Below are 25,115 nucleotides of genomic sequence, written 5' to 3'. Positions count from 1 at the left end.
GTCAGGCGGAGATCGTGCCCAGCAAGGCTCGCGAGACCATCTAATTCCGCGCGCCTCGGATCCTGGGAAGCGGGATCCTGAATGGCGCCTGCGTCGCGAAGGCCACCTGGGAGCGGACGCTCCCGAGATCCGACGAGGGTCAGCCCGGTCGCTGACCGCGTCAGGCGAACGACCGCTCCCCGCCCATCGCGGAGTTCCGGCCCAACTCGGCACCGCTCCAAGACCCGACGCTGGCCCTTCGCACCCGTCGATCGTAGACACGAGGTCCGACACGCCCGCCGGACCCCCGCATGCGCCTCACCCCGAGACCCGACGCCCCCGACGACCTCGCCAGCTTACGCGCCGAGATCGACCGGATCGACGCGGAGATGCACGCCCTGCTGATCCAGCGGGGCACGATCATCGACCGCCTCATCGCGGCCAAGCGCACCTCGGCCAGCGGCTCGGCCTTCCGGCCCGGGCGCGAGGCCTCGATGATGCGCCGCGTCGCCGAGCGCCACCGCGGGCTCCTGCCGCTGGATACGGTGGAGGGCATCTGGCGAGTCATCATCGCGACCTTCACCTGGGTCCAGGCGCCGTTCCAGGTCCACGCGGACGTCTCGGGCGGCGACGCGCCGATGCGGGATTCCGCCCGCTTCCATTTCGGCTTCACGGTGCCCTACCGGCCGCACCCGACCTGCGCGGCGGTGATCGAGGCGGTGGCGGCCTCGCGCGGCGACCTCGGCATCTTCCGCCTCGGCGCCGCGGTCTCGGGGACGGCCTGGTGGGAGGGGCTTGTGGGCGCAGGCAGGCCGAAGGTGATCGCGCGGCTCCCCTTCATCGAGCGCCCGACGCATCCGGCCGGCACCCCCGTCCTCGTGGTGGCCAACCCCCTCGACGACCCGGCTGCGGCCCAGCGGGACTGGGTGCTCCACGCCACCCGCGTCGAGGTCTGGACGGAGGAGGGAACCCGCGCCCTGCAGGACCTCTACGGCGAGGTCGTGGCCCGCGCCGAGGGCGGGGAGGGGCCCCGCCTGCTCCTCGCCGTGCCCGGCGGCGTCGGCCCGCGCCAGCTGCGCGAGGCCCTGGAGCGGGCGGGCGCAGGCCCGAGCAGCCTCGACGAGATCGGGAGCCATGCGGCCCGGTTCCGGGTGTGAGACGGGCCGCCCGCTCGCCACGACAGGCAAGCTGCGCTAGAGGGGCCGCTCATCCGAACGGCGTCGCCCCCATGTCCTCCGCCACCATGTCCTCCCTTCGTCCCGTGCCCCGCCCGAGCGTGCTCGCCATCAAGGCCTACGTGCCCGGCAAGAGCGGCGCGCCGGGGATGGCGAAGGTCCATAAGCTCTCGTCGAACGAGACGCCGCTCGGCCCCAGCCCGAAGGCCCTCGCGGCCCTCGCGGAGGAGGGCGGGCGCCTCGCCCTCTATCCGGACGGCAACGCCACGCGGCTGCGCGAGGCGATCGCCGGGCGCTACGGCCTCGACCCGGCCCGCATCGTCTGCGGCGCGGGCTCGGACGAGCTGCTCTCGTTCCTCGCCTACGCCTTTCTCGGTCCCGGCGACGAGGGCCTGTTCACCGAGCACGGCTTCCTCGTCTACCGCATCGCGATCCTGGCCGCGGGCGGAACCCCGGTCGTGGTTCCCGAGCGCGACCTGCGCGCCGATGTCGACGCCCTGCTCGCGGCGGTGACGCCGCGCACGCGCATCGTCTACCTCGCCAACCCCAACAACCCGACGGGCACCTACGTCTCGTTCGAGGAGATCCGGCGCCTGCATGCGGGCCTGCCCGGGAACGTCCTCCTCGTCCTCGACGGCGCCTATGCCGAGTACGTGCGCGCCAACGATTACAGCGCCGGGCTCGACCTCGTCCTCCAGGCCGAGAACGTGGTCATGACCCGGACCTTCTCGAAGATCCACGGGCTGGCCGCCCTGCGCATCGGCTGGATGGTCGGGCCGCCGGGCATCGTCGACGCGGTCAACCGCATCCGGGGGCCGTTCAACGTCTCGGGCGCCGGCATCGCGGCGGGTGCGGCGGCGATCGCCGACGAGGCCCATGTCGCCGCGGCGGCGGCGCACAACGACGAATGGCTCGCCTGGCTGAGCGAGCGCGTCGGCGCCCTCGGGCTGACGGTGACGCCGAGCGTCGGCAACTTCCTCCTCGTCCACTTCCCCGAGGAGCCCGGGCGCTCGGCGGCCAAGGCCGACGCCTTCCTGACGGCCCGCGGAATCATCGTGCGCCGCGTCAGCGCCTACGGCCTGCCGAACGCGCTCAGGGTCACGGTCGGCGCGGAGGAGGCCAACCGCGCCTTCCTGGCGGCGCTGGCGTCCTTCCTGGAGGGCGAGGCCGGTGCCTGAGGCGGGGGGCTTCCGCCGGCTCGCGATCATCGGACTGGGTCTGATCGGCTCCTCGCTCGCCCGGGCGGCCCGCCAGTTCGGTGGGGCCGGGACGATCGTCGCGATCGACCGCGATCCGGCGGTGCTGGAGCGGGTGCGGGCGCTCGGCCTCGCCGACGAGGTCACGGACGACCTCGCCGGCGTCGCGGGCGCCGACCTCGTGATCCTGTGCGTGCCCGTCGGCGCGGCCGGCGCCGTGGCCGAGCGGATGGGCCCGCACCTGAGCCCCGGCGCCATCGTCTCCGACGTCGGCTCGGTCAAGGTCAGCGTCGTGGCGGGGGTAAGCCCCCACCTGCCCGAGGGCGTCACCTTCGTACCGGCCCATCCCGTGGCGGGCACCGAGTATTCGGGACCGGATGCGGGGTTCTCGACCCTGTTCCAGGGGCGCTGGTGCATCCTGACGCCGCCCGAGGGCAGCGACCCCGAGGCGGTCGCGCGGGTCCAGGCCTTCTGGGAAGGCATCGGCGCCATCGTCGAGTCGATGACGGCCGAGCACCACGACCTCGTGCTGGCGATCACCAGCCACGTGCCGCACCTCATCGCCTACAACATCGTCGGTACCGCGGCCGACCTGGAGGCGGTGACGCAATCGGAGGTGATCAAGTTCTCGGCCGGCGGGTTTCGTGACTTCACCCGCATCGCAGCCTCCGACCCGACCATGTGGCGCGACGTCTTTTTGGCCAACAAGGACGCGGTGCTGGAGATGCTCGGCCGCTTCAACGAGGACCTGGCGGCGCTCGCCCGCGCGATCCGCTGGGGCGACGGCGACGCCCTCCACGACCTCTTCACCCGCACCCGGGCGATCCGGCGCAGCATCGTCGCGATGGGGCAGGAGACGGCGGAGGCGGATTTCGGTCGGGGGCGGCCGGTGACGGACACAACCTCCTCCGCTCGTGGGGAGGAGTAGGCTGGGGCCGGTTCCGCTTGCCTCGCCGCTGAGTCGCCCTCGGTCCTTCCCCTCAGGGCAGGGCGGTTGCAGACGGGGTTCTTCAACTCCCTCTGTCATTCCGGGGCTGCGAAGCAGAGCCCGGAACCCAGAACCGCTGGCGCGGCAAGCTGGAGGGCTGTCAGCGGCTCTGGGTTCCGGGCTCGCCCGCGGCGCCCCGGAATGACAAAGGGGAGTGCTGTAGAGCCCGTCGGTCGATGAGCCGCCTCACCTGCAATCGCCCCCCACAAGGGGGAGGAAGGCGCCCGTTTCAGTAGAGCGGCAGCAGCCGCACGTTGGGCAGCGGGATCGGTCCGAGCAGGAGGCGTCCGTCCGCGAGGCGCAAGGGCGGCAGCAGCTTCAGGGCCGGATCGCCTTTGGCCTCGGGCTCGGCCGGGTTCGGCGACCGCCGTCCGCCGCCGAGCAGCTGGCCGACGAGGTTGCCGATCATCGCGCCGCGATCGGCGCCGAAGCGCTGGCCCATCACCTGACCGATCAGGGCTTCGAGCCCCGCCGCCCGCACGTCGAGCTGGCCGGCCGGGCGATGCTCCTCGTCGATCCCGAGCGTGCCGCGGGCCTGGATGCGCCGGTCGCCCTTGGCAAGGGACAGGAGGGCGATCTCCAGCGCACCGCCGTCGCGGCGCCATTCGTCGAGCTCCTGGGCGACGCGGCCGGTGCGAAGCCCTGCGGCCCGGGTGAGGGTGGCATCGAGGGCGAGGTCGGCCGGATCGGCGTTGCCGACGAGGGGGTCGATCAGCGGCAGGCCCGTCTTCTCGACGCGCAGGCTCACGTCGACGGCGCCGTCCGAGGCGAAGCGGGCGGGCGTCGGACGGGCGTGGAACTCGAGGTGCCCGGCGCTGAAATCGACGGGCCCCGGCTCGCCGCCCCGGACGCTGCCCTTGATGCCGTCGGCGGTGAGCGAGGCGCGCACGAAGCCGTCCGCGGCGCCGTGGAAGCTGCCCTGCAGGGCGGTCCAATTTGCGTCGGCGACGAGCTCGCCCTGTTCCACGTGAAACGGTCCGGCCACCTGGAGCAGCCCGTGACGAGGCTGATAGACCTGCACCAGGGCAGTCAGGGGCCCGAGGGTGAAGCGGCCGTCGGAGCGGGTAAAGGCGAGGGACGCGCAGCGCAGCTCGAGCCGGAAGGGATAGCCGGTGATGGAGCGGTCGGCGCAGGTCCAGGTACGGCCGGCGGCGGCCTCCGCGGCCAGCCACGCATCCATCTCGCGGGCGGCCCGGTCGCGGATCCAGAACCAAGCGGCCGACCACAGCACCACGAGCGTGAGGAGCAGGATCGAGGGCAGGAACAGCCTGAACCGCACGGGCCTTTGCGCTGCTGCGGGCTGCGGATCGTCCACGCGTCCAGATCCCTGCGCCATCGCCGCGATGCTCCCTGCCGCCGGCGCCACGGTCGAGCCCGGGACGCCTTGATGCGGGCCGTCTTTGGAGAGGGCGGCGCCGGGATGCAAGCATCCGCAGGCCCAAGACAAGCGTCCGCAGGCCTCAGGGGAGAGGGCTCACCTTAGGCCTGGTTGGCGGCGGACGGCTCGGCGTCGAGGTCGGCGACGATGGCGGAGCGCTCGGCCTCGGTCTCGGCGAGGCGGTGGACGTGCATCTCGGTCGCGCCGCGATGCCGTGCCCGGGCGATCCAATTGCCGTGCAGCCGCTCGCGCGGGCTCTGCCCTGCCGCCGCCACCGCGACGAGCTCGCCGATGCCGGCCGGGTCGCGGCGCACGGCCAGGACGACGGCCTCGCCCACCTCGTTCAGCTCCGGCTCCGCAAGCTCGTGCACGCCCACGACGTAGCGCCGGCCCGAGCGTCCCCGCCAGGCGCTAAGGGTCGTCGCGGGGCTGCCCCGCAGGCCGGCGGCGGTCTTCAACCGTTCCTCACGCACGTCCGCTCTCCGTGATCGATCGTCCTTCAGGTCGCGCAGGGCCGCTGACCAGGACAGAGCTCTCTTGTTCGCCATTTGTTCTAACCTAATCGCGGCGATCGGGGCGGGTCAAGGATGATCCTCGACACCCACCGAATATGGGCACGAACCAAGTTATCCACAAGCGCCCGGGGGTCGCCCGGTTCCGCTCAGATCCCGCGGGAGGGCTGCCGTTCGAGCGTCGGCTCGGCCTCCGGCGTCGGATGACCCCTGGCGGCGAGATCGGCCCGGGCGGCGGCGAGCAGGGCGTTCGAGGCGGTCTCGATCCGCTCCTGGACGAGGTCGAGGAACGCGGCCCGTTCGAGACCGGGCGCGATGGGGCTCAGGAACTCGATCACCGTCGTGCCAGGCCGGCGCGTCAGGCTGCGGCGCGGCCAGTACAGGCCGCTGTTGAGGGAGACGGGCAGGCAGGGCACGCCGAGCGCCACGTAGAGGTGGCTGATCCCGAGCTTGTAGGCGGGCGGGGCACCCGGCGGACGCCTCGTGCCCTCGGGGAAGATGATGAGCTGGTGTCCCGTCCTGATCGCCCGCACCGCGGATTCGTTCATCACCGCCATGGCGCGGGAGCCCTTGGAGCGGTCGATCGCCACCATGCCGGCCCGCGACAGGAACCAGCCGATCAGGGGAATCCAGAGGAGCTCGCGCTTGAGGATGTAGGCGAAGTCCGGAAAGACCGTGACCAGCGCCAGGGTCTCCAGGGCCGATTGGTGCTTGGCGGCAACGAGGAGGGGCCCGGGCGGGATGTTCTCCAGGCCGCGATACTCGATGCGGACCCCGCCGACCACGTCGAGGAGCCACATCGTGGTGCGCGCCCAGAACCGCGCCACCTTTCGCGTCGCGGATCTGGAGACCAGCGCCGGCAGCCCGCCGACGGCGATGAGCGTCGTGACGAGATAGAAGGCGGCGTTGAACGCGAGCGAGCGCAGGGGAAGCATCGGGGACCCGGATGAAGGCGCCCGGCCGACCGGGCGGCTCCTGCTTTAGCGCGAGGCCCCGAGGTTCACCAACCTCGCGCGGGCCGCCGCCTCAATGGCCGTCCGCGAGCGTGCCGCGCTGGCGTGGATCGGCGGCCCCGGCGAGACCGTCCTCCGTCCGCATCACGGAGTTGGCGGAGCCGGAGCTCGACCCGACGACCACCGGATGACCCCACGCCCGCAGCAGCGCCAGGGTGTCGGGGGAGAGGCCCTCCTCGACCATGAGCCTGTCGGGCCGCCACTGATGGTGGATGCGCGGGGCGGCGACGGCCTGGGCCAGGTTCATGCGGAAATCGAGGACGTTCACGATGATCTGGATCACCGTCGAGATGATGCGGCTGCCGCCCGGGCTCCCCGTCACCAGGACGAGGCGCCCGTCGCGGAAGACGAAGGCCGGCGTCATCGAGGAGAGCGGGCGGGCGCCCGGCCGGATCGCGTTGGCCGGGCCGCCGATCAGGCCGAAGGCGTTGGCCGCGCCCGTCTTGGCGGAGAAATCGTCCATCTCGTTGTTGAGCAGCACGCCCGTGCCCTCGGCCACAAGGCCGAGCCCGTAGGAGAAGTTGAGGGTCGTGGTGTTGGCGACCGCGTTCCCCTCGGCGTCGATCACCGAGTAATGGGTGGTCTGATCCGGCTCGAAGGCCAGCGGATCGCCGGCCTTGATCGCCTCGGCCGGCCGGGCGCGGGCGGGATCGATCGCCGCCCGCAGCGTGTCCGCGTAGGATTTGGCGATGAGGCCCCCGGCCGGCACCTGGGCGCGGGCCGGGTCGCCAAGCCAGGTCGCCCGGTCGGCATAGGCCGGCTTCATCGCCTCGGCGAGGAGATGGACGGCGCCGGCGCTGCCCGCGCCCATTCGGGCGAGGTCGAAGCCTTCGAGCACGTTGAGGATCTGGATCAGGTGGATGCCGCCGGAGCTGGGGGCGGGCATCGAGACGATGTCGTGACCGCGATAGGTGCCGCGCACGGGCGCGCGGATCACGGCCTCGTAGGCGGCGAGGTCGGCCTCCGTCATGATGCCGCCCGCGCCCTGGGCGGCCGCGGCGATCCGGCTCGCGATCGCGCCCCGGTAGAAGGCCTCCGGCCCGCCCGCGGCGATGGCCGCCAGCGTGTCGGCGAGATCGGTCTGGACGAGGCGCTCATCGCGCCCGAACGGCCGGTCGCCGTTAAAGAACACCTTTCGGCTCGAGGGCCAGTTCCCGAGACGCCCCGCGGCGCGGGGCAGGGAATCGGCAAGGCCGGCCTCGACCGGAATTCCCTCACGCGCGAGTTTTTCGGCCGGGGCGATCAGGTCGGCGAGCGTGAGGCGGCCGGAGCCGTAGAGGCGGTGCGCCTCCGCCAGGCCCCGCACGGTGCCCGGCACGCCCACCGCCTTGCCGCCCCGGGTCGAGGCGGCCCGGTCCGGCTCGCCGTCGGACCCGAGGAACATGTCCCGGGTCGCGGCCGCCGGCGCCGTCTCGCGGTAATCGATCGCCGCCGTCTCGTTGCGGGCGGCGCGATGCACCAGCATGAAGCCGCCGCCCCCGAGATTGCCGGCCTGCGGCAGCGTCACGGCCAGGGCGAAGCCCACCGCGACGGCGGCGTCGACGGCATTGCCGCCGCGCCTCAGAATGTCGACGCCGACCCGCGTCGCCAGGGCCTCCTGCGAGGAGACCATGCCGCGGCTGGCGAGGACGGGGAGGTGGCGCGCGTCGTCCGCCTGAATCGGCGCGGCAGCGGGTTGAGCGAGGGCGGGGCCTGTGAGGGTCAGGCCGACGACGGCGGCGCGCACCGCGTCGCGAAATCGGAGCTTTGGCCGGAGGAAGCCTGCTGTTCCACTACGATTGTCATTCCGGGGCGCCGCAGGCGAGCCCGGAACCCAGAACCGCCGACGCGGCAAGCTGGAGCACGACCTGCGGCTCTGAGTTCCGGGCTCTGCTGCGCAGCCCCGGAATGACAAAAGGGGGTTGAAACTCCAAGCAGCCAAAAACCTGCCTCCGGCGCACTGTCTCTTGGAGCGAAACGCCTGTTCCGCCTCGCCGCGGCGGACCTCAGCCCTCCGCGTCGTCCTCGTCCGCCGCCGCGTAAAAACCCTCGGCGCCGAGGCCCTCCTCCAGCATCATCCGGGCGCGGGCCCGCAGCTTCTCGGTCTCGCTCTTGAGCTGGCCGCAGGCGGCGAGGATGTCGCGGCCGCGCGGGGTGCGCACCGGCGAGGCGTAGCCGGCCTCGTAGACGATCTCGGCGAAGCGCTCGATCCGCTCCCAATCCGAGCAGGCATAGGCGGAGCCGGGCCAGGGATTGAACGGGATCAGGTTGATCTTGGCCGGAATGCCCTTGAGGAGGCGCACCAGCTCGCGGGCATCGGCGTCCGAATCGTTGACGCCCTTCAGCATCACGTACTCGAAGGTGATGCGCCGGGCGTTGTTGAGGCCCGGATAGGCCCGGCAGGCCGCGATCAGCTCGGCCAGCGGATACTTGCGGTTCAAGGGCACCAGGGTGTCGCGCAGATCGTCCCGCACGGCGTGGAGCGAGATCGCGAGCATGGCATGCGCGTCCTCGCCGAGGCGGCGCATCTGCGGCACCACGCCCGAGGTCGAAACGGTGATGCGGCGCCGCGACAGGCCCAGCCCCTCCTGGTCGGCCATCACGCCGACGGCGTCGATCACGTTGTCGAGGTTATAGAGCGGCTCGCCCATGCCCATGAAGACGATGTTGGTCACCGCCCGCCGGCTCTCGTCGACGCCGTTCGTGGCGCCGGGCACGGCCCAGTCGCCGAGCCGGTCGCGGGCCACCACGAGCTGCGCGGTGATCTCGGCCGCGCTCAGGTTGCGCACGAGGCGCTGCGTGCCCGTGTGGCAGAAGGAGCAGGTCAGCGTGCAGCCGACCTGGCTCGAGACGCAGAGCGTCCCCCGCCCGCGACCGGGGATATAGACGCACTCGATCTCGGCGCCGCGATTGTGGTCGTGCCGGCCCGTCGGCGGCATGCGCAGGAGCCACTTGCGGGTGCCGTCGCGCGAGACCTGCTCGGTCACGATCTCGGGCCGGTCGAGGGTATAGGCCGCGGCGAGCTCGGTCTTCAGGCCCTTGCCGACATTGGTCATCTGATCGAAGGCCGTGGCGCCGCGCACGTTCAGCCAATGCCAGACCTGGCCGGCGCGCATGCGGCTCTCGCGCTCGGGCACCCCGATCGCCGAGATCCGCTCCTTCAGCCCAGCCCGCGTCAGGCCGACGAGGGAGGGGCGGCCGGGCAGCGCCGGTTCGGCCTCGGGGCGGAACTCGGGAATTTTCTCGATCGCGGGGGCAGCGCCCGGCGCGGGCCGGGCGGTGTCGAACGACGCCGTCGCCATCACACTCTCGCTTGGAACTCGGGGATCGGCCCCGATATAGGCGGTTCCAGGCGGGAATGCGAATGGGGCCCAGCCCTACTGCTCCATCTCGCCGAGGATGGCGCCGGATTTCGGGTCGACCTCGAACTTCATCCTGCGGCCGTTCTTGACGCCCTCGCCGTCCCAATGGCCGTCGTCGACCTCCATCTTGGTGATCTCCGTGTAGCCGGCCGACATGAGGCCCTTCCGGATCTGATCGACGGGCAGCCAGTCGGCGGCAGGCTTGGACTCCCCCTGTCCCGCCGCCGCCGCGACCGGGATGTGGCCGATCGGTCCCGCCATAAGGGCGAGCGCGAGCGTCATTGCAGCGATCTTGGTCATCATCGATCTCCGTCAGCGACGAGGGTCCCTATTGGGCCGGCTTCTCGGCGGGTTTCTCGCCGGCCGGCGCTTCGGCGGCGGGGGCGGGGAGGAGGACGCCCTTGGCGACGCTGCCCTCCGGGCCGTACTCGCCGGCCACCGCCAGGCAGGAGCGCTCGCGGTTGAGCGCCATCTGGTTCGACATCAGGGCGAACATGGTCTGGACCTTGGCGCCGTGGGGTCCGCGGGGACCGACGTCGGAGGCCTTGACGTTCTGCTTCTCCAGGAGCGCGCCGAACTCGTCGACGCCGATCCGGTAGCCGCAGACATTGGCGGCCGAGAAGATGTAGGCGGCGAATTCCAGCGCGCGAGGGGAGGGCGCGTTGCGGATCTGGGCGTGCCCGGCGCTGGGAAGAAAGCCCAGGGCGAGGCTCAGGGCAAGGATGGGGCGGTGCATATCGGCGTCTCCTCGTGGCGGCCGGCGGCGTCTTGGTGCGTCCGCTCGGACCTCGATGCGGGATAGACCGTCGCGGCCAAGGCTCCAAGGCGCCGGCCTCGGGCGTGTTGCCTCAGGGAAGCCGCCAGTCGATGGGGGCGAGTCCCCGGTCCGCCAGCCAAGCATTGGCCCGCGCGAAGGGCTTCGTGCCGGGGAAGTCGCGCAGGCGGTTGAGCGGAGAGGGATGGCCGGCCTCGATCACGGCGTGCCGGCCCGCATCGATCAGGGCCGCCCGCGCCCGGGCCTGCGCCCCCCAGAGGAGGAAGACGGCGGGCTCAGGTCGCGCGGAGATGGCGGCCACCGCCTCGTCGGTCAGCGCCGACCAGCCGTAGCGCAGATGCGCCCCCGCCTTGCCGGCCTCCACCGTCAGGGCCGAATTCAGGAGGAGAACCCCCTGCCGGGCCCAGGGCGTGAGATCGCCGCCGCGGATCGGCGCATCGAGTTCGGCCAGGATCACCTTCAGCGAGGCCGGAAGCCTGCGGGGCCCGACATAGGAGAAGGCGAGGCCGTGGGCGTCGCCCGGCGTCGGATAGGGATCCTGGCCCAGGATCACGACCTTGACTTGGGTGAGCGGCGTCAGGGTCAGCGCGTTGAAGATGTCGCGGGGCGCCGGCAGCACGGTCGCGCCCGAGGCGAGCCGGGCATCGACCCGGGCCGCGACGGCGTCGGCCGCACCCGTTTCGAAGAAGGGCAGGGCGAGCCAGGGCGAGCGGGAGGCGCGGAAGGCGGCGAGCGCGCCCGCGGCGGTGTCGGGTCCGTTGTCTTGAGCCATCAGCGCAGGATGATGCGCCCTTGATCCTCGACGGCGATGGGCGCGTTCCTGCGGATATAGGCCATGACCTCGTTGGCGACGAGCTTGCCGTCGCTCGGCCCGACAAGGGTGCGCCCGCGCGCGAGGATGCCGTAGCCGTTGCCGCCCTCGTAGAGGAAGTTGTTGGACGCCACCGTGTAGGTCTGCGCCTCGTCGAGGGGGGCGTCCCCCACCCGGATCGCGACGATGCGGCGCCCGACCGGCGCCGCAGGATCCACGGTGAGGGTAAGGCCGGAGACGTGAGGGAAGCGCCCGGCCGGGCGACCGAGATCGGTCAAGGTCCCTTCCAGCAGGGTCCGGATCTGCGCGCCGGTGAGCGACACGAGGACGGTGCTGTTGCCGAAGGGGAGTTCGGTCAGGATATCGCGGCGGGTCAGCACCGTGCCCGCCGGGTAGAGGCGGTTCCCGCGGATGCCGCCGCCGTTCATGATCGCGACCTGCGCACCGAGTGCGGCCCGGAGCGCGTCGGCCACGAGGCTGCCGAAGCTCGCTTCGCGAACGCGCACGGAAGCGATGCGGCTATCGAGATCCTCCCGCGTGGCCCCGACGGGGAGGTCGAGCTCGCGGGACAGGGCGCTCTCGAGCCGGTTCACCAGCGCGGCCGCCTCGCGATCAGGGGTGACGGTCGCCGAGTCGCGGATGCGGAAGCTCGGGCGCCAGGTGACGCGGCGGTTCTTGCCCTCGCCGGTCACCGCGGCGGTGATGTCGATGGCGGTCACGTATTGCGCGTCGAAGCTCGACTCGGCCAGCATGCCCTGGCCGTCGTAGGAGAGAACGAGGTCGTGGTCGTGGCCCGACAGCAAGATGTCGACGAGCCGCGCCTTGAGGATGGCCTCGTCGAGGACGCGGCCGGTATGCGCCACCCCAACGACGAGGTCGGCGCCCTCGTCCCGAAGCGCTTGCGCCTCGCGGGTCAGGGTCTCGATCTCGGGCCCGAAGCGCAGGTCGCCGGCCTGCGACTTCTCCGGGGTGCTGGCGAGCGCGATCCCGACGATACCGACCCGGATGCCGCCCAGCGTGACGAGCGTGCGGTCGCGCAAGCCCTTCAGCGGCTGTCCGCCCGCGTCGCGCAGGTTGGCGGCGAAGACGGGAAAATTCGCCTCGCCCATCCTTTGCGCGAAGACGGCCGGCCCGAAATCGAACTCGTGGTTGCCGGGCACGAAGACGTCGGGCGGCGCCAGGTTCAGGAGCTCGACGATATGCGCACCCTTGTCGAAGCCCGACATCAGCGAGGGCGAGAGGGTGTCGCCGGCATGCGCATAGAGCATCGGCACGCCACGCGCCCGCTCGGCCCGAACGATGGCGGTGAGCCGCGCGAAGCCGCCGCGCCCGTCGGCCTCGGCCATCCGGTAGACGTCGTTGACGAGGAGCAGGGTGAAGGTGGGGTCGCGCCCTGCCTCCGGCGGTGGGGTCGCCGCGTCGGCAGGAAGCGCACCGGCGAGCCCGGCGCCGAGGCCGAGCCCCAACGTCCGACGGCGGTTCGCTGAAGGCATGGTGGGGATTGTCCGGTGAAAACGCTCGACAGGGTACTTAGTGGTTCGATGATGAACCTCTGACGACGCTCAGGCTACCTTGGGCTCGGTGGTTTCCGCCTCGGCTGTGGGCTTCACGCTCAAGGTCAGACCCAGCGCCCTCAGGACCCGCACGACCGTGTCAAAGCCGGGGTTCCCCTCCGCCGAGAGAGCCTTGTAGAGGCTCTCGCGGGACAAGCCGGTCTCCCGGGCAATCTGTGTCATGCCCCGCGCCCGCGCGACGGTGCCAACGGCATCGCGGATCAGAGCCGGATCGCCATCCTCAAGGACCGCTTCGATATAGAGGGCGATGTCCTGCTCGTCCTTTAGGTGTTCAGCCGTGTCATAAGTAAAGGTTTGCAGCGGCATCGGTTCACTCCTCAGCGGCCATAGCCTTCGCGATCTTGATGTCGCGAACCTGGGTGGACTTATCGCCACCGCAGAGAAGCACGACGATCAACGTCCCGCGCCGAACGAAGTACACTCGGTAACCAGGGCCGTAATCAATCCGGATCTCGCTGACGCCCTCGCCGACAGTTTTCACGTCACCGGCATTTCCCAGCCGAAGACGATCGATGCGTGCCTCGATACGAACTGCTGCTCGGCGATCGCGAAGTCCGTCGATCCAATCCGCGAAGGCATGTGTTCGACGGACCTCGATCATGAGGATCGTATCCCACAGGATACAAATTTCCAAGTCGATCGTGTTGGAACGCGACGGTGCGATCTGTCCAACATGCCGTCTCGCATCGGCGTTCAGCGCGGCGCGAACGTGTCCCGCACGGCTTTCGCGTTGCGCCGGAGCATGGGCCAGAGCCAGGCGCCGGAGGCGAGATAGGCCCCCGCCGGTACCGGCTTGAGCTCGACGGCGAGGCGCTGCGCGAGGCCGGGCGAGCGGAGTGCGGGCACCGGCGCGTCGGTCTTGGCGTAGACCACTGTCGTGTCCTCGCGCCAGTAATCGGTCTGGGGCACGAGGCCGGCGCGGCGGGCGGCGAGGTCGAGGGTCTCGCGCACGAAACCGTGGACATGGGCGAAGTGGAAGCGCTCATGCGCCGGCTTGCCGGTGGCGGCCATGTTGGGGACCGCGGCGTAGAGCACCCCGTCGGGCTTCAGCCAGCGGGCGAGCCGCTCCATGACGTCGGCCGGGTCGCGCAGGTGCTCGAGGACGTGATGGGTCGTGATCACGTCGAAATACCCGGCCGGGAAGCGCTCGTCGCCGGCATCGTCGAGGACCTCGACCCCGTGGTGGTCCCGCGCATAGGCCGCGTAGTCGCGCCCCGGCTCGACGCCGATCGCCTCGCAGCCCCGGGCGCGCACGGCGGCGAGGAACTCGCCGGAGCCGGAGCCGAAATCGAGCACGCGCGCCCCGGGCTTCAGCTTCGGGGCGAGAAGCTCGGCCCGGAACGCCGCTTCGCGGGCGCTGCGGTTGAGATGGTGCCGCGGCGGACCGCCGGCGAAGGCGAGCTGGTAATCGGCGCGGTAGGCATGGGCGTAGTAATGCGCCAGCTCGTCGGGCGTCGGCATCGGGTCGGTGCGGATCAGGCCGCATTGCGCGCAGGCGATCGAGCGAAGGGTCTTGAGGCGCCGATCCGTCTCCGCCACCGTCACGGTCTCGCGCGCGGCGCACAGATTGCAGGCCGTGGGCTCACCCGTATAGGGATAGCCGGTGAAGGGCATGAAGTGGCTGAGGAAGTACCGGGGAGACGGCATGTCGCGTGCTGTCCTGTCGGGTCGTCTCTGGCAGGGTCCGTGCTCTAGTAAGATATGTCTCTGCGCACAACCATGGTGTCTTGCATCGTGTCTCGCACGGCACCCTGCGGCTGATCCGGAAACCCGATGAACAAACGCGTCGAACCGCCGCTCCTGGCGGAAACACAGAGTCTTGGGGGCGAGAGCCTCGCAACCGGGACGCTGCCCACCGATCACCCGCCCGTGCGCTGGGGCCGGATCGGCGTGCTCCTGATGAATCTCGGCACGCCCGAGGGCACCAGCTACTGGCCGATGCGGCGCTACCTCAAGGAATTCCTCTCGGACCGCCGGGTGATCGAGGTGCCGCGCCTGATCTGGTGGCCGCTCCTCAACCTCGTCATCCTGACCAAGCGGCCGGGGCCGAAGGGCCGCGACTACGCCAGCGTCTGGAACAACGAACGCGACGAAGGACCGCTCAAGACCATCACCCGGGGCCAGTGCGAGCGTCTGCAGGCGGCGATGGGCGACAGCGTCGTCGTCGACTGGGCGATGCGCTACGGCAAGCCCGAGGTGTCCCTGCGCCTCCAGGCGCTCCTCGACCAGGGCTGCGACCGCATCCTGCTGGTGCCGCTCTATCCGCAATACGCGGCCGCGACCTCGGCCACCGCCTGCGACCAGGCCTTCAAGGCCCTGATGCAGATGCGCTGGCAGCCGACGGTGCGGGTCTCGCCGCCCTACCACGACGATCCCGTCTACATCGCGGCGATCGCCGACTCGATCCGCGAGGGCCTGGCCAAGCTCGATTTCGAGCCGGAGGTGATCCTGACCTCGTTCCACGGGGTGCCCAAGAGCTACCTCCTCAAGGGCGATCCCTACCATTGCCAATGCGTGAAGACGGGCCGCCTCATCCGCGAGGCGCTCGGCTTCTCCCCCGAGCGCATGCGCACGACCTTCCAGTCGCGCTTCGGCAACGAGGAATGGCTCAGGCCCTATACCGACGAGACGGTGCAGGACTTGGCGAAGAGCGGCGTCAAGCGCATGGCGATCGTGGCGCCGGGCTTCACGGCCGATTGCCTCGAGACCCTGGAGGAGCTCGACGGCGAGAACCGCCACTACTTCGAGGACAACGGCGGCGAGCACTTCGCCTACATCCCCTGCCTCAACGACGGCGACCTCGGCATGCGGGTGATCGAGCACGTGGTCCGGCGCGAGCTTCAGGGCTGGGTCTGATAGCGTTTCCAGCCGATCGCTTCGGTTGCACGCGCCTTTCCCGGACGCCTGGAGCGTCAGCGGAAGGTGATCCGGGACCCAGCGAATGAGGGGCCGCGTCGGCGGCTCATGACGAGCGGCACAAAGTTTTGGACGCTTCGCGATGTCCCCTGCTGAACCCCGGATCGGGTTCCGCTGACGCTCCACCCGTCCAGGGAAGGGCGCGGGAGGAGTGACCCAGACACTCGACCGAAGACCGATGGAAAAGCGATTCGCTTGGCGGAAACGATTGCCGGGTTATCAACGCGCCTCAGCAACCTGGCTCCGGCCGGCCCACAGGCGGCTGCGCCGGACCCTGTCGCCAGGAACGGGTGCGGTTGCTAGGGATCGGGCGACGATGGCGAGTGGATCATGACGACAGCGCAGGCAGGAGAGGCGATCGGCGGCGGACAGGGCGCGACGCATGCGCAGCTCTCCGCCCATTTCGCGGCCTGCGGCTACGCCCCGGTCCTGCCCCCGGTCCTGCAGCCCATGGAGCCGTTCCTGGAGCTGTCGGGCGAGGATATCCGCCGGCGCATCTTCGCGACGCAGGATGCGGGCGGCGCCGAGCTGTGCCTGCGGCCGGAATTCACCATCCCCGTCTGCCGCCACCACCTCGCCGCCTCCGGCGGGACGACGGGGGATTACAGCTATCTGGGCCCCGTCTTCCGCCTCGCGGCCGACGAGCCGGACGAGTTCCTGCAGGCGGGCATCGAGTCGATCGGCCGGACCGACACGCCGGCGGCGGATGCCGAGGTCGTGGGCCTCGCCCTCGAAGGCCTCGGTCTTCTCGGGCGGTGCGACCTTTGCGTCCGCCTCGGCGACATGGGCCTGACCGATACCCTGCTCGACGCGCTTCAGGTGCCGCCGACGGCCAAGCGGCGCACGCTGCGGGCGCTCGCAGCCGGGCGCTCCCTCGACGAGGTCACCAACGGCGGTGCCTCGGAGGATCCCCATGCGGGGCTGCTCGCCGCGATCCAGGGCCAGGACCCGAAGGGCGTGCGCGCCTTCGTCGAGGACGTGCTCTCGATCGCGGGCATCTCGCGCGTCGGGGGCCGCAGCGCGGGCGAGATCGCCGAGCGCTTCCTCGCCAAGGCGGCGGCGCAGGCCAATGGCGGCGCGGGGCTGAACGCCGAGAACCGCGCCGTCATCGACCGCTACCGCGCGGTTCACGGCGATCCGGACCGGGCGGCGGGCGCCCTGCGCGACCTGGTGCGGGAGATCGGGCTCGACCATCCGCCGCTCGACGAGGCCCTGACCCTGTTCGAGGAGCGCATTGGCTTCATGGCGGCGCGCGGCCTCGCCGTCGAGCAGTTCCACTTCTCCGGCGGCTTCGCGCGCAACCTCGACTATTACACGGGCTTCATCTTCGAGGTGACAGGCCTCGCGCAGGACGCGCCGATCCTGGCGGGTGGCGGCCGCTACGACGGCCTGCTGCAGCATCTGGGCAGCCCCGTGCCCGTCCCCGCGGTCGGCTGCGCGATCTGGCTGTCCCGGGCGGCCCAGGAGGTGTCCCGTGGCTGAGACGATGCAGGGAAGCGAGGCGGGCGAGGGGCTCCTCGTCCTCGCGGTGCCCTCGAAGGGCCGGCTTCAGGAGAACGCGGCCGCCTTCTTCGGCCGGGCCGGCCTCACCTTCGCGCAAGGCGCCGGCGCCCGCGACTATCGCGGCCGTCTCGTGGGCGTGCCGGATGTCGAGGTGCGCTACCTCTCGGCCTCCGAGATCGCGAGCCAGCTCGCCAGCGGCGCGGCCCACCTCGGCGTGACCGGCGAGGACCTGATCCGGGAGACGCTGCCCGACGCGAGCGGCCAGGTCGAACTCCTGACGCCGCTGGGCTTCGGTCAGGCGACGGTGGTCGTGGCGGTGCCACAGGCCTGGATCGACGTGCGCGCCATGAGCGACCTCGACGAGGTCGCCTCCGACATGCGGGTGCGCCAGGGCCGCCGGCTGCGCATCGCCACGAAATACGTGAACCTGACCCGGCGCTTCTTCGCCGAGCACGGCGTTGCCGATTACCGGATCGTCGAGAGCCTGGGCGCCACCGAGGGCGCGCCGGCGGCGGGCTCGGCGGAGATAGTCGTCGACATCACGACGACCGGCGCGACGCTGGCCGCCAACGCCCTCAAGATCCTCGACGACGGCATCATCCTGCGCTCGGAGGCGAACCTCGTCGCCTCCCTGAAGGCGGCCTGGGGCGCGGGCCAGCGCCGCGCGGTGGCGACCTTGCTCGGGCGCATCGCAGCCGAGGAGCGCGCCCGCACCACTCGGGAAATCCGCGCGGCCCGGCCAGCCTCCGGCGACATCGACCTCGCGGGGCTAGCCGCCTCGCACGGCGCCGAGCTGCCCTACGGCTCGGAGGGCGGAAGCGAGATCGTCCTGCGCTGCCCGGCGGCCGGCCTGTTCGATCTCGCCGACGCCCTGGCGCAGGCCGGAGCCCTGGCCGTGAGCGTACGCCGCGTCGACTACGCCTTCGGGGCCGGCAACCCGCTCCTGGAACGCCTGCTCGCGCGGCTGTCCTGAGGGATCACGGTATCCTGTGATCCTGTGATCACCACAAGGCGGGCTTGACCACCGCCAGGATCACGATGCCAATCATGAGGAGCGTCGGGACCTCGTTGATCACGCGGTAGAACTTGTGACCGCGCCGGTTCCGGTCTGCCGCGAAATCCTTGACCATGCCGGCGAGCCAGCCGTGGATGCCGCTCATGGCGAGCACGAGGACGAACTTCGCCTGCAGCCAGGCCGAGGCATAGAGCCCGCTCGACACCGCGAGGACCAGCCCGAAAATCCAAGTCGCGATCATGGCCGGATTCATGATCGCCTTCAGGAGGCGCCGCTCCATGACCTTGAAGGTCTCGGATTGCGCCGCGGAGGCGGGGCCCGGGGCCAGGGAAGCGTGGTATACGAAGAGGCGCGGCAGGTAGAGCATCGCCGCCATCCAGGCGATGAACGACACCACGTGCCCGGCCTTGATCCAGGGGTAGAGCTCGCTCATCGGGGGCGGCGAAGGCGCGCCAGCATCTGCTCGACATGGGCGACGGGCGTCTGCGGCGTGATGCCGTGGCCGAGGTTGAAGATGTGGGGCAGGCCGTGCGTCGCCTCGAGGATGGAATCGACAGCACGGTCGAGGGCAGGGCCTCCCTCGATCAGCGTGTCGGGGTGGAGGTTGCCCTGCGTGACGGCGCTCTCGGGAAGCCGCCGGCGCAGCGCGCCGAGGTCGACCGCCCAATCGACGCCGACGGCATCCGCGCCCGTCTCCTCGGCGACCCTGGCATGGCCATCGAGGCCTGAGCCGCGGGCGAAGACGATGATGCGAGCGCCCGGCACCTGCGCCCGCACGCCCTCGATCATCCGGCTAATGGGCGCGAAGGAGAACCGGGCGAGGGGGTCCGGGCCGTCGGGCAGCGAACCGGCATGGGATTCGAAGATCTGGACGGCGTCGGCGCCGGCCTGGAGCTGGCGCACGAGGTAGGCGGTCTGGACCTTCACCAGGCGATCGATCAGGGCGTCGAGGAGCCCGGGATCCTGTTGGGCGAAGGCCCGGGCGGGAGCGAGATCGCTCGTGCCGCGGCCGCCGATCATGTAGCTCGCGACCGTCCAGGGCGCGCCGCAGAAGCCGAGCAGGGTGGTCTGCGCCGGCAATTCCCTGCGCAGGCGTCGGACGGTCTCGAAGACCGGCGCCAGGCGTGCGAAGATGGCGGGATCGTCGTGACGGCGCAGGGCCTCGAACTCTACCCGTCCCGACAGGGGATCGAGGCGCGGTCCCTCGCCTTCGACGAAGCGGACGTCCTGGCCGAGCGCGTGCGGCACGACGAGGATGTCCGAGAACAGGATCGCGGCTTCAAAGCCGAACCGCCGGATCGGCTGCAGCGTGACCTCGGTGGCGAAGTCCGGGCTGTAGCAGAGGTCGAGGAACGAGCCGGCCTGCGCACGGACCTCGCGGTACTCGGGCAGGTAGCGTCCCGCCTGGCGCATCATCCAGGCAGGCGGTGGCGACAAGGCTTCGCCCGACAGGACCCGCAGGACCGCACGGTCCGCGCACTCACTCTGCCCCATCACGTTCCTTCCCCATTCCCTTTCGCGATGTGTAGCACCGATCAGGGCGCTTCCCGCAAACCCGAAACGCGTCCCTCCTCCGAATGTGGGGCTCCGCGCTCTCCGATCCCCAGCCCTGCCTCTTCCAAGAAAAGAGAGATCTTTGAGGAGTCTGTTTTTTCTTCTGGACCGAGGTGTCATGGGAGCGCGGATCCATCCACAGGCCGTCCCCGCCACCGCGGCGTTAATCGATCTTTAAAGGATTGCGTCGCATCCTGCCGATTGCCGAGCCCCAACAGGCGCTTGCCGCCCGGGCCTCGCCGCGGGGCCCGCATCGGTCCCGGATTCTCCCAGGATCCCTATCCGCCCGACGCGTATGGCGGGAGCTGTTCACGGTCGTGTCGACAGGATGACGCCGCGATCGTCTGGACGCTCGCGCCGAAGCCCCTTATCCACACTCATCGACTCCCCCTCGGCAGATCCGTGGACAAACTCTGGCCCGCGGCTCCTGATCCGGGTCCGAAGGAGATCGCTCACTCGATGAGCCGCAGCTACGTCCACCTTCACCTCGTCTCAGACTCGACCGGCGAGACCCTGATCAATGTCGGGCGCGCGGCCGCGGCCCAATACGAGGGCGTGTCGGCGATCGAGCATGTCTATCCCCTGGTGCGCTCGGGTCCCCAGCTCGAGCGCGTCATCTCGGAGATCGAGGCGGCGCCCGGTCTCGTCCTCTACACGCTAGTGGGCCAGGATCTCACCGAGCGCCTGGAAGCCGCCTGCCGCGAGAGCGGATCCCCCTGCCTCTCCGTGCTCCAGCCCGTCCACGCCCTGCTGCAATCCTATCTCGGGGCGCATTCCACGGCCCGGCCCGGCGCCCAGCACATGCTGAACGCGGAGTATTTCAAGCGCATCGACGCGATGAACTTCACCCTGGCCCACGACGACGGCAACCTGCCCGTGGATCTCGACGAGGCCGACGTCATCCTCGTCGGCGTCAGCCGCACCTCGAAGACCCCGACGGCGATCTATCTCGCCAACCGCGGCCTGAAGACGGCGAACATCCCTCTCGTTCCCGGCATGCCGCTGCCGCCGGCGCTGGAGAACGCCCGCAAGCCCCTGATCGTGGGGCTGCTCGCCAGCCCCGAGCGGATCGTCCAGATCCGGCAGAACCGCCTGCTCAGCCTGAAGGCCGACGACAGCTCGCTCTACGTCGACCGCAACGCCGTCGCCGACGAGGTCGCGGCCTGCCGCCGGCTCTGCACCAAGCACCGCTGGCCGACCATCGATGTGACGCGCCGCTCCATCGAGGAGACCGCGGCCGGGATCATCGACCTACATCGCGAGCACCGCTTGCAATTCCTCGCGATCTGAGCGGATGGCGCCGGGAATCGTCGAGCTGCGGACGAATGTCGAAGGCGGCCGGAGCGTGGTGGGTCTCGGTCACGCTGCGCCCCGCGCTCTTCATGCTCCAGCCGTTCACGGGATTGATGGCGCGCAGTTCCTGATGCCTGATGCTTCGATGTTCCACGTGAAACACACCGTCGCTGTCACCCTCGATAGGCTCTATCAGAGGTGCCATGCCTGAGGATGGATCGCCCGATCTGTGGAGGCCGGTGACCGCGCTGGTTCTCGCCTCTGGAAGCATCACCCGGCGCCTGCTCCTCGAATCGGTGGGGCTCTCTCCCGTCTGCGACCCGGCCGACATCGATGAACGTTCGCTTGAGGCGGTCTCACCCGCTAGCGCGCCGCCCGATCTCGCGCTGCGGCTCGCGGAAGCCAAGGCTTCCGCCATCGCGCAGCGACGGCTCGACGGCGTCGTCATCGGCGCCGACCAGGTCCTGGCCCTCGACGGCGAGGTCTTTCACAAGCCCGCCGGTTCCGATGAGGCCGCTGCGCACCTCGCCAGACTCGCGGGCCGGACACATCATCTGCACAGCGCCGTCGCGATTGCAGAGGGCGGACGGATCGTCGACCGCTTCGTCGAGACGGCGCGGCTCACCATGCGGGCCCTCGATGCCGAGGCAATCGCGGCCTACGTCGCGCTCGCCGGTCCGGCCCGGGTGACCTCGAGCGTCGGCGCCTATCAGATCGAGGGGCTCGGCATCCACCTGTTCAGCCACATAGAGGGCGATCACAGCACGATCCTCGGCCTGCCCCTGCTACCGCTCCTCTCGCGCATGCGCCAACGAGGCTGGTTGAGGTTCTGATGCGACGTGCCACCATCCCGGCGGCAGACCCAGGAAGGCGCAAACCGTGAGCGCACACGTCCATCATCACGGTCATGCCCACCACGATCACGCGCCTTCCGATTTCGGCCGCGCCTTCGCGATCGGGATCGCGTTGAACGTGGGCTTCGTGGTCGTCGAGGCCGGATACGGATTCGCCACCAACGCCATGTCCCTCGTGGCCGATGCCGGTCACAATCTCTCCGACGTGCTCGGCCTCGTCGTCGCCTGGATCGCCGCGGCCCTGGCCAAGCGCCCGCCGAGCGCCCGCTTCACCTATGGCTGGCGCGGCGCCTCGATCCTCTCCGTGCTGTTCAACGCCGTCTTCCTGCTCGTCATCAGCGCCGGGATCGCCTGGGCCGCCACCGGTCGGCTGATCCACCCGGAGCCGGTCGGCGGCCTGACCGTCATGGTGGTCGCTGCCCTCGGTATCCTCGTGAACGGGGGATCGGCCTGGCTGTTCTCCCGGGGCGGCGGCGACCTCAACATCCGCGGCGCCTACCTTCACCTCCTTGCCGACGCGGCCGTCTCCGCCGGCGTCGTCGTCGCCGGCCTTGGCATCCTGGCGACCGGCTGGAACTGGCTCGACCCCCTGGTGAGCCTCGGGATCGCCGCCCTGATCGTGTGGTCGACCTGGGGGCTCCTCCGCGAGGGCCTGGCGATGGCCCTCTCCGCGGCGCCGCGCGGCATCGATGCAGAGGAAATCCGCCGCTTCCTCGGCCAGCAGCCCGGGATCGTTGGGCTCCACGATCTCCACGTCTGGTCGATGAGCACCACCGAGGTGGCCCTCACGGCCCATCTCGTCGTTGCCGGGGGCCATCCGGGCAACCGGTTCCTGTTCGATCTTGGGCACGCGCTGCAGCATCGCTTCGGCATCGCGCACTCGACCTTCCAGGTCGAGGACGCGGACGGTCCCGCCTGTCCGCTTGCCGGGGAGTGCCGGTCCTGATCAAGGCCTTCGTCGTCGGTCATCCGATCGCCCATTCCCGCTCGCCCCTCATCCACGGTCATTGGCTCGCCGAGCACGGCATCGTCGGGTCCTACGAGCGCATTGACGTCGCGCCGGACGATTTTCCGGCCTTCCTCGCCGGAATGCGGGGGAACGGCTTCGCCGGCGGCAACGTCACGATCCCACACAAGGAGACCGCCTTCCGCCTCGTCGAGGTTCTGACCCCGCGCGCCCGGGCCATCGGGGCGGTGAACACGCTCGATTTCGACGAGGCCGGCCGCCTGCGCGGCGACAACACCGATGCGCCGGGCTTCATCGCGCATCTCGATCAGAGCCTCGGCGCCGATTGGCCGCGCCGGAGGCCGGGTGACGCCCTGGTCCTCGGGGCGGGGGGCGCTGCGCGCGCCATCGTCGTCGGCCTCCTCGAGCGCGGCCTGCCCCACATCCGCGTCGCCAACCGCACCCTGGCCCGGGCCGAGGCCCTCGTCGCCCTGGATCCCGCTCGGGTCCAGGCACTCGCCTGGCCTGATCTGGCAGGCGGGCTCGCCGAGACCGGTCTCCTCGTGAACACCACCCTTCTCGGCATGAGCGGCCATCCACGCTTGGACCTCGACCTGTCCCCGCTTGCCGACGAGGCGGCCGTCGCCGACATCGTCTACGCGCCCCTGGAAACCCCGCTCCTCGCCGCGGCGCGGGCCAGGGGTCTCGCCGCCGTCGACGGGCTCGGGATGCTCCTGCACCAGGCGGTGCCGGGCTTCGAGCGCTGGTTCGGCGTCAGGCCCGCCGTCACCCCGGCCCTGCGCGACCGGATCGTTGCGGATCTCCGGCCTTCATGAGTTCCGCGAATTCACCTCGCGATCGCCCCGTCATCCTCGGCCTCACCGGCTCGATCGGGATGGGCAAGTCGGCGACCGCCGCGATGTTTGCCGCGCGCGGCGTCCCGGTCCACGATGCCGATGCCGCCGTCCACGCCCTCTACGCCGCTGGCGGCGAGGCCGGTCCCGCCATCGGCTCCCTCGTGCCCGAGGCGGTCCGGGCCGACGGCTCCGTCGACCGGAACGCCCTGCGCGTCGCCGTGCTCGGCGATCCCGCCCGCCTCGCCGCCCTCGAGGCCATCGTGCATCCGCTGGTCCAGGAGAGGAGCCGCGCGTTCCTGGCGGACCACGCCGACGCTCCGCTTGTGCTCCTCGACATCCCCCTCCTGTTCGAGACCGGAGCCGAGGAGCGCTGCGATGCCATCCTCGTGGTGACGGCGCCTCCGCAGGTGCAGCGCGCCCGCGTCCTCGCACGGCCCGGCATGGACGCGGCGGCGCTCGCCGCCATCCTCGCCAAGCAGATGCCGGACGAGGAGAAGCGGGCGCGCGCCGATTTCACCATCGACACGAGCCTCGGCTTCGCCCATGCCGAGCGGGAGGTCGACGCGCTCATCGCGCGGCTGACGCGCGAAAGCCCGGGTTAACCCGAACGCCGCTCTATCGGAGGGCGCCGAGGCCGGCGCCGGAACGGAATTGTCCATGCTGCGCGAGATCGTCCTCGACACCGAGACCACGGGCACCGACGCCAAGGGCGGGGACCGGCTGATCGAGATCGGCTGCGTCGAACTCATCAACCACATCCAGACCGGCGCCACCTTCCACCGCTACGTGAACCCGACGCGGCCCGTGTCCCAGGGCGCCTTCGCCGTGCACGGCCTCTCCGACGCGTTCCTGGCCGACAAGCCGGTCTTCGCCGACATCGTCGACGCCTTCCGCGCCTTCTGCGGCGACGCCCGCCTCGTCATCCACAACGCGCCCTTCGATGTCGGCTTCCTCAACGCCGAGTTCGCCCGGCTCGGCGCCGCAGCCCCGCCGGCGATCGAGCTCGATGCCGTCGTCGACACCCTGCAGATGGCCCGGCGCAAGCATCCGGGCGCGGCCAACAACCTCGATGCGCTCTGCGCCCGCTACGGGATCGACACGAGCCGGCGCACCAAGCACGGCGCCCTCCTCGATGCGCAGATCCTCGCGGAGGTCTATATCGAGCTGCTCGGCGGCAAGCAGGCGAGCCTGGGGCTCGGCACCGTCTCGTCCGCTCAGATGGCGGCGGCTTCCGCCCCGGTCGTCGTCGCGCCGCGCGAGTTCCGGGCGCGCCTGACCGCCGAGGAGGGCGCCCGGCACGCGGCCTTCGTGGCGACGTTGGGTGACGGCGCGATCTGGCGCCACTACGTGGGCGAGGACGGAGCGTCGTCCCCGACCTCCTGATACTGCGCTGCACGATCGCTCATATTGCAATGCAGCATGCCGAGCCCATATA

At 70.7% G+C, this 25,115-nt stretch carries 26 protein-coding genes; 12 read left to right on the top strand and 14 right to left on the bottom strand.

Annotation, left to right across the window (positions count from 1 at the left end; translation table 11 throughout):
• Nucleotides 1–290 precede the first annotated feature (290 nt).
• From MFF55_RS05600 to MFF55_RS05590, 3 genes are all read left to right on the top strand, one after another.
• Nucleotides 291–1,136: a chorismate mutase gene (locus MFF55_RS05600; protein ID WP_238243094.1), complete on the top strand. Its 846-nt coding sequence runs from the start codon at nucleotides 291–293 to the stop codon at nucleotides 1,134–1,136.
• Nucleotides 1,137–1,207: 71 nt separating this feature from the next.
• On the top strand, nucleotides 1,208–2,332 hold the full coding sequence (locus tag MFF55_RS05595) for a pyridoxal phosphate-dependent aminotransferase (RefSeq protein WP_238243093.1): 1,125 nt from the start codon (nucleotides 1,208–1,210) through the stop codon (nucleotides 2,330–2,332).
• Entirely contained in the window at nucleotides 2,325–3,278 is a 954-nt protein-coding gene (locus MFF55_RS05590) for a prephenate/arogenate dehydrogenase family protein (RefSeq protein WP_238243092.1), read from the top strand. The genes MFF55_RS05595 and MFF55_RS05590 overlap by 8 nt, the downstream gene beginning before the upstream one ends.
• A gap of 289 nt (nucleotides 3,279–3,567) precedes the next feature.
• Here the strand turns inward: MFF55_RS05590 and MFF55_RS05585 are convergent, their stop codons facing one another.
• From MFF55_RS05585 to MFF55_RS05530, 12 genes are all read right to left on the bottom strand, one after another.
• Nucleotides 3,568–4,674 (bottom strand): DUF2125 domain-containing protein, encoded by a 1,107-nt coding sequence (locus MFF55_RS05585; protein WP_238243091.1) that lies wholly within the window; start codon nucleotides 4,672–4,674, stop codon nucleotides 3,568–3,570.
• 143 nt (nucleotides 4,675–4,817) lie between these two features.
• Nucleotides 4,818–5,264, bottom strand: coding sequence for a hypothetical protein (locus MFF55_RS05580; RefSeq protein WP_238243090.1), 447 nt, complete (start codon nucleotides 5,262–5,264; stop codon nucleotides 4,818–4,820).
• A 113-nt stretch (nucleotides 5,265–5,377) separates the two neighbouring features.
• Nucleotides 5,378–6,163, bottom strand: a complete 786-nt coding sequence (locus tag MFF55_RS05575) for a lysophospholipid acyltransferase family protein (RefSeq protein WP_238243089.1) — start codon at nucleotides 6,161–6,163, stop codon at nucleotides 5,378–5,380.
• Between the two features lie 91 nt (nucleotides 6,164–6,254).
• Entirely contained in the window at nucleotides 6,255–7,967 is a 1,713-nt protein-coding gene (gene ggt / locus MFF55_RS05570) for a gamma-glutamyltransferase (protein WP_373874725.1), read from the bottom strand.
• A gap of 259 nt (nucleotides 7,968–8,226) precedes the next feature.
• A complete protein-coding gene (rlmN, locus tag MFF55_RS05565; RefSeq protein WP_238243088.1) occupies nucleotides 8,227–9,522 on the bottom strand; it encodes a dual-specificity RNA methyltransferase RlmN in 1,296 nt (431 codons plus the stop codon).
• 75 nt (nucleotides 9,523–9,597) lie between these two features.
• The gene (locus MFF55_RS05560; RefSeq protein ID WP_238243087.1) at nucleotides 9,598–9,885 is read right to left on the bottom strand and encodes a PepSY domain-containing protein; all 288 of its coding nucleotides are present in this window, start codon (nucleotides 9,883–9,885) and stop codon (nucleotides 9,598–9,600) included.
• Nucleotides 9,886–9,910: 25 nt separating this feature from the next.
• Nucleotides 9,911–10,318 carry a hypothetical protein gene (locus MFF55_RS05555; RefSeq protein ID WP_238243086.1) on the bottom strand — a complete coding sequence of 136 codons (408 nt, stop codon included), beginning with the start codon at nucleotides 10,316–10,318 and terminating at the stop codon, nucleotides 9,911–9,913.
• A 112-nt stretch (nucleotides 10,319–10,430) separates the two neighbouring features.
• Nucleotides 10,431–11,129 (bottom strand): uracil-DNA glycosylase, encoded by a 699-nt coding sequence (locus MFF55_RS05550; protein WP_238243085.1) that lies wholly within the window; start codon nucleotides 11,127–11,129, stop codon nucleotides 10,431–10,433.
• The gene (locus MFF55_RS05545; protein WP_238243084.1) at nucleotides 11,129–12,661 is read right to left on the bottom strand and encodes a bifunctional metallophosphatase/5'-nucleotidase; all 1,533 of its coding nucleotides are present in this window, start codon (nucleotides 12,659–12,661) and stop codon (nucleotides 11,129–11,131) included. Before MFF55_RS05545 ends, MFF55_RS05550 begins: the two co-directional genes overlap by 1 nt.
• A 69-nt stretch (nucleotides 12,662–12,730) precedes the next feature.
• Nucleotides 12,731–13,048: an addiction module antidote protein gene (locus tag MFF55_RS05540; RefSeq protein ID WP_238243083.1), complete on the bottom strand. Its 318-nt coding sequence runs from the start codon at nucleotides 13,046–13,048 to the stop codon at nucleotides 12,731–12,733.
• Nucleotides 13,049–13,052: 4 nt separating this feature from the next.
• Nucleotides 13,053–13,343, bottom strand: a complete 291-nt coding sequence (locus MFF55_RS05535) for a type II toxin-antitoxin system RelE/ParE family toxin (RefSeq protein ID WP_238243082.1) — start codon at nucleotides 13,341–13,343, stop codon at nucleotides 13,053–13,055.
• 92 nt (nucleotides 13,344–13,435) lie between these two features.
• Complete coding sequence (locus MFF55_RS05530) at nucleotides 13,436–14,389, bottom strand: class I SAM-dependent methyltransferase (RefSeq protein WP_238243081.1); 954 nt, start codon at nucleotides 14,387–14,389, stop codon at nucleotides 13,436–13,438.
• 126 nt (nucleotides 14,390–14,515) lie between these two features.
• Here MFF55_RS05530 and hemH point away from each other — a divergent pair, with 126 nt between their 5' ends.
• The 3 genes from hemH (at nucleotide 14,516) to hisG (ending at nucleotide 18,134) form a co-directional block, all read left to right on the top strand.
• A complete protein-coding gene (hemH, locus tag MFF55_RS05525; RefSeq protein WP_238243080.1) occupies nucleotides 14,516–15,598 on the top strand; it encodes a ferrochelatase in 1,083 nt (360 codons plus the stop codon).
• 390 nt (nucleotides 15,599–15,988) lie between these two features.
• Nucleotides 15,989–17,140, top strand: coding sequence for an ATP phosphoribosyltransferase regulatory subunit (locus MFF55_RS05520; RefSeq protein WP_238243079.1), 1,152 nt, complete (start codon nucleotides 15,989–15,991; stop codon nucleotides 17,138–17,140).
• 4 nt (nucleotides 17,141–17,144) lie between these two features.
• Nucleotides 17,145–18,134, top strand: coding sequence for an ATP phosphoribosyltransferase (hisG, locus tag MFF55_RS05515; protein WP_238243131.1), 990 nt, complete (start codon nucleotides 17,145–17,147; stop codon nucleotides 18,132–18,134).
• A gap of 28 nt (nucleotides 18,135–18,162) precedes the next feature.
• Here the strand turns inward: hisG and hemJ are convergent, their stop codons facing one another.
• Both hemJ and hemE read right to left on the bottom strand, forming a co-directional pair.
• Complete coding sequence (gene hemJ, locus MFF55_RS05510; protein ID WP_238243078.1) at nucleotides 18,163–18,609, bottom strand: protoporphyrinogen oxidase HemJ; 447 nt, start codon at nucleotides 18,607–18,609, stop codon at nucleotides 18,163–18,165.
• Entirely contained in the window at nucleotides 18,606–19,670 is a 1,065-nt protein-coding gene (hemE, locus tag MFF55_RS05505; protein ID WP_238243077.1) for a uroporphyrinogen decarboxylase, read from the bottom strand. Before hemE ends, hemJ begins: the two co-directional genes overlap by 4 nt.
• Nucleotides 19,671–20,189: 519 nt before the next feature.
• Between hemE and MFF55_RS05500 the strand changes: the two genes are divergently transcribed.
• The 6 genes from MFF55_RS05500 (at nucleotide 20,190) to dnaQ (ending at nucleotide 25,063) form a co-directional block, all read left to right on the top strand.
• Nucleotides 20,190–21,020, top strand: coding sequence for a pyruvate, water dikinase regulatory protein (locus MFF55_RS05500; protein ID WP_238243076.1), 831 nt, complete (start codon nucleotides 20,190–20,192; stop codon nucleotides 21,018–21,020).
• A 206-nt stretch (nucleotides 21,021–21,226) separates the two neighbouring features.
• Entirely contained in the window at nucleotides 21,227–21,856 is a 630-nt protein-coding gene (locus MFF55_RS05495; protein WP_373874724.1) for a Maf family protein, read from the top strand.
• A 46-nt stretch (nucleotides 21,857–21,902) separates the two neighbouring features.
• Nucleotides 21,903–22,823, top strand: a complete 921-nt coding sequence (locus MFF55_RS05490) for a cation diffusion facilitator family transporter (protein ID WP_238243074.1) — start codon at nucleotides 21,903–21,905, stop codon at nucleotides 22,821–22,823.
• Complete coding sequence (locus MFF55_RS05485; protein WP_238243073.1) at nucleotides 22,811–23,659, top strand: shikimate dehydrogenase; 849 nt, start codon at nucleotides 22,811–22,813, stop codon at nucleotides 23,657–23,659. Before MFF55_RS05490 ends, MFF55_RS05485 begins: the two co-directional genes overlap by 13 nt.
• Nucleotides 23,656–24,282 carry a dephospho-CoA kinase gene (gene coaE, locus MFF55_RS05480; protein WP_238243072.1) on the top strand — a complete coding sequence of 209 codons (627 nt, stop codon included), beginning with the start codon at nucleotides 23,656–23,658 and terminating at the stop codon, nucleotides 24,280–24,282. The genes MFF55_RS05485 and coaE overlap by 4 nt, the downstream gene beginning before the upstream one ends.
• A 55-nt stretch (nucleotides 24,283–24,337) precedes the next feature.
• Nucleotides 24,338–25,063, top strand: a complete 726-nt coding sequence (dnaQ, locus tag MFF55_RS05475; protein ID WP_238243071.1) for a DNA polymerase III subunit epsilon — start codon at nucleotides 24,338–24,340, stop codon at nucleotides 25,061–25,063.
• Nucleotides 25,064–25,115 lie beyond the last annotated feature (52 nt).

Source organism: Methylobacterium iners, assembly GCF_022179305.1.
GTDB classification, from domain to species: Bacteria; Pseudomonadota; Alphaproteobacteria; order Rhizobiales; family Beijerinckiaceae; genus Methylobacterium; species Methylobacterium iners.
The sequence above is the reverse complement of the archived record's forward strand: the minus strand, read 5'-3'. Positions and strand labels throughout refer to the sequence as shown.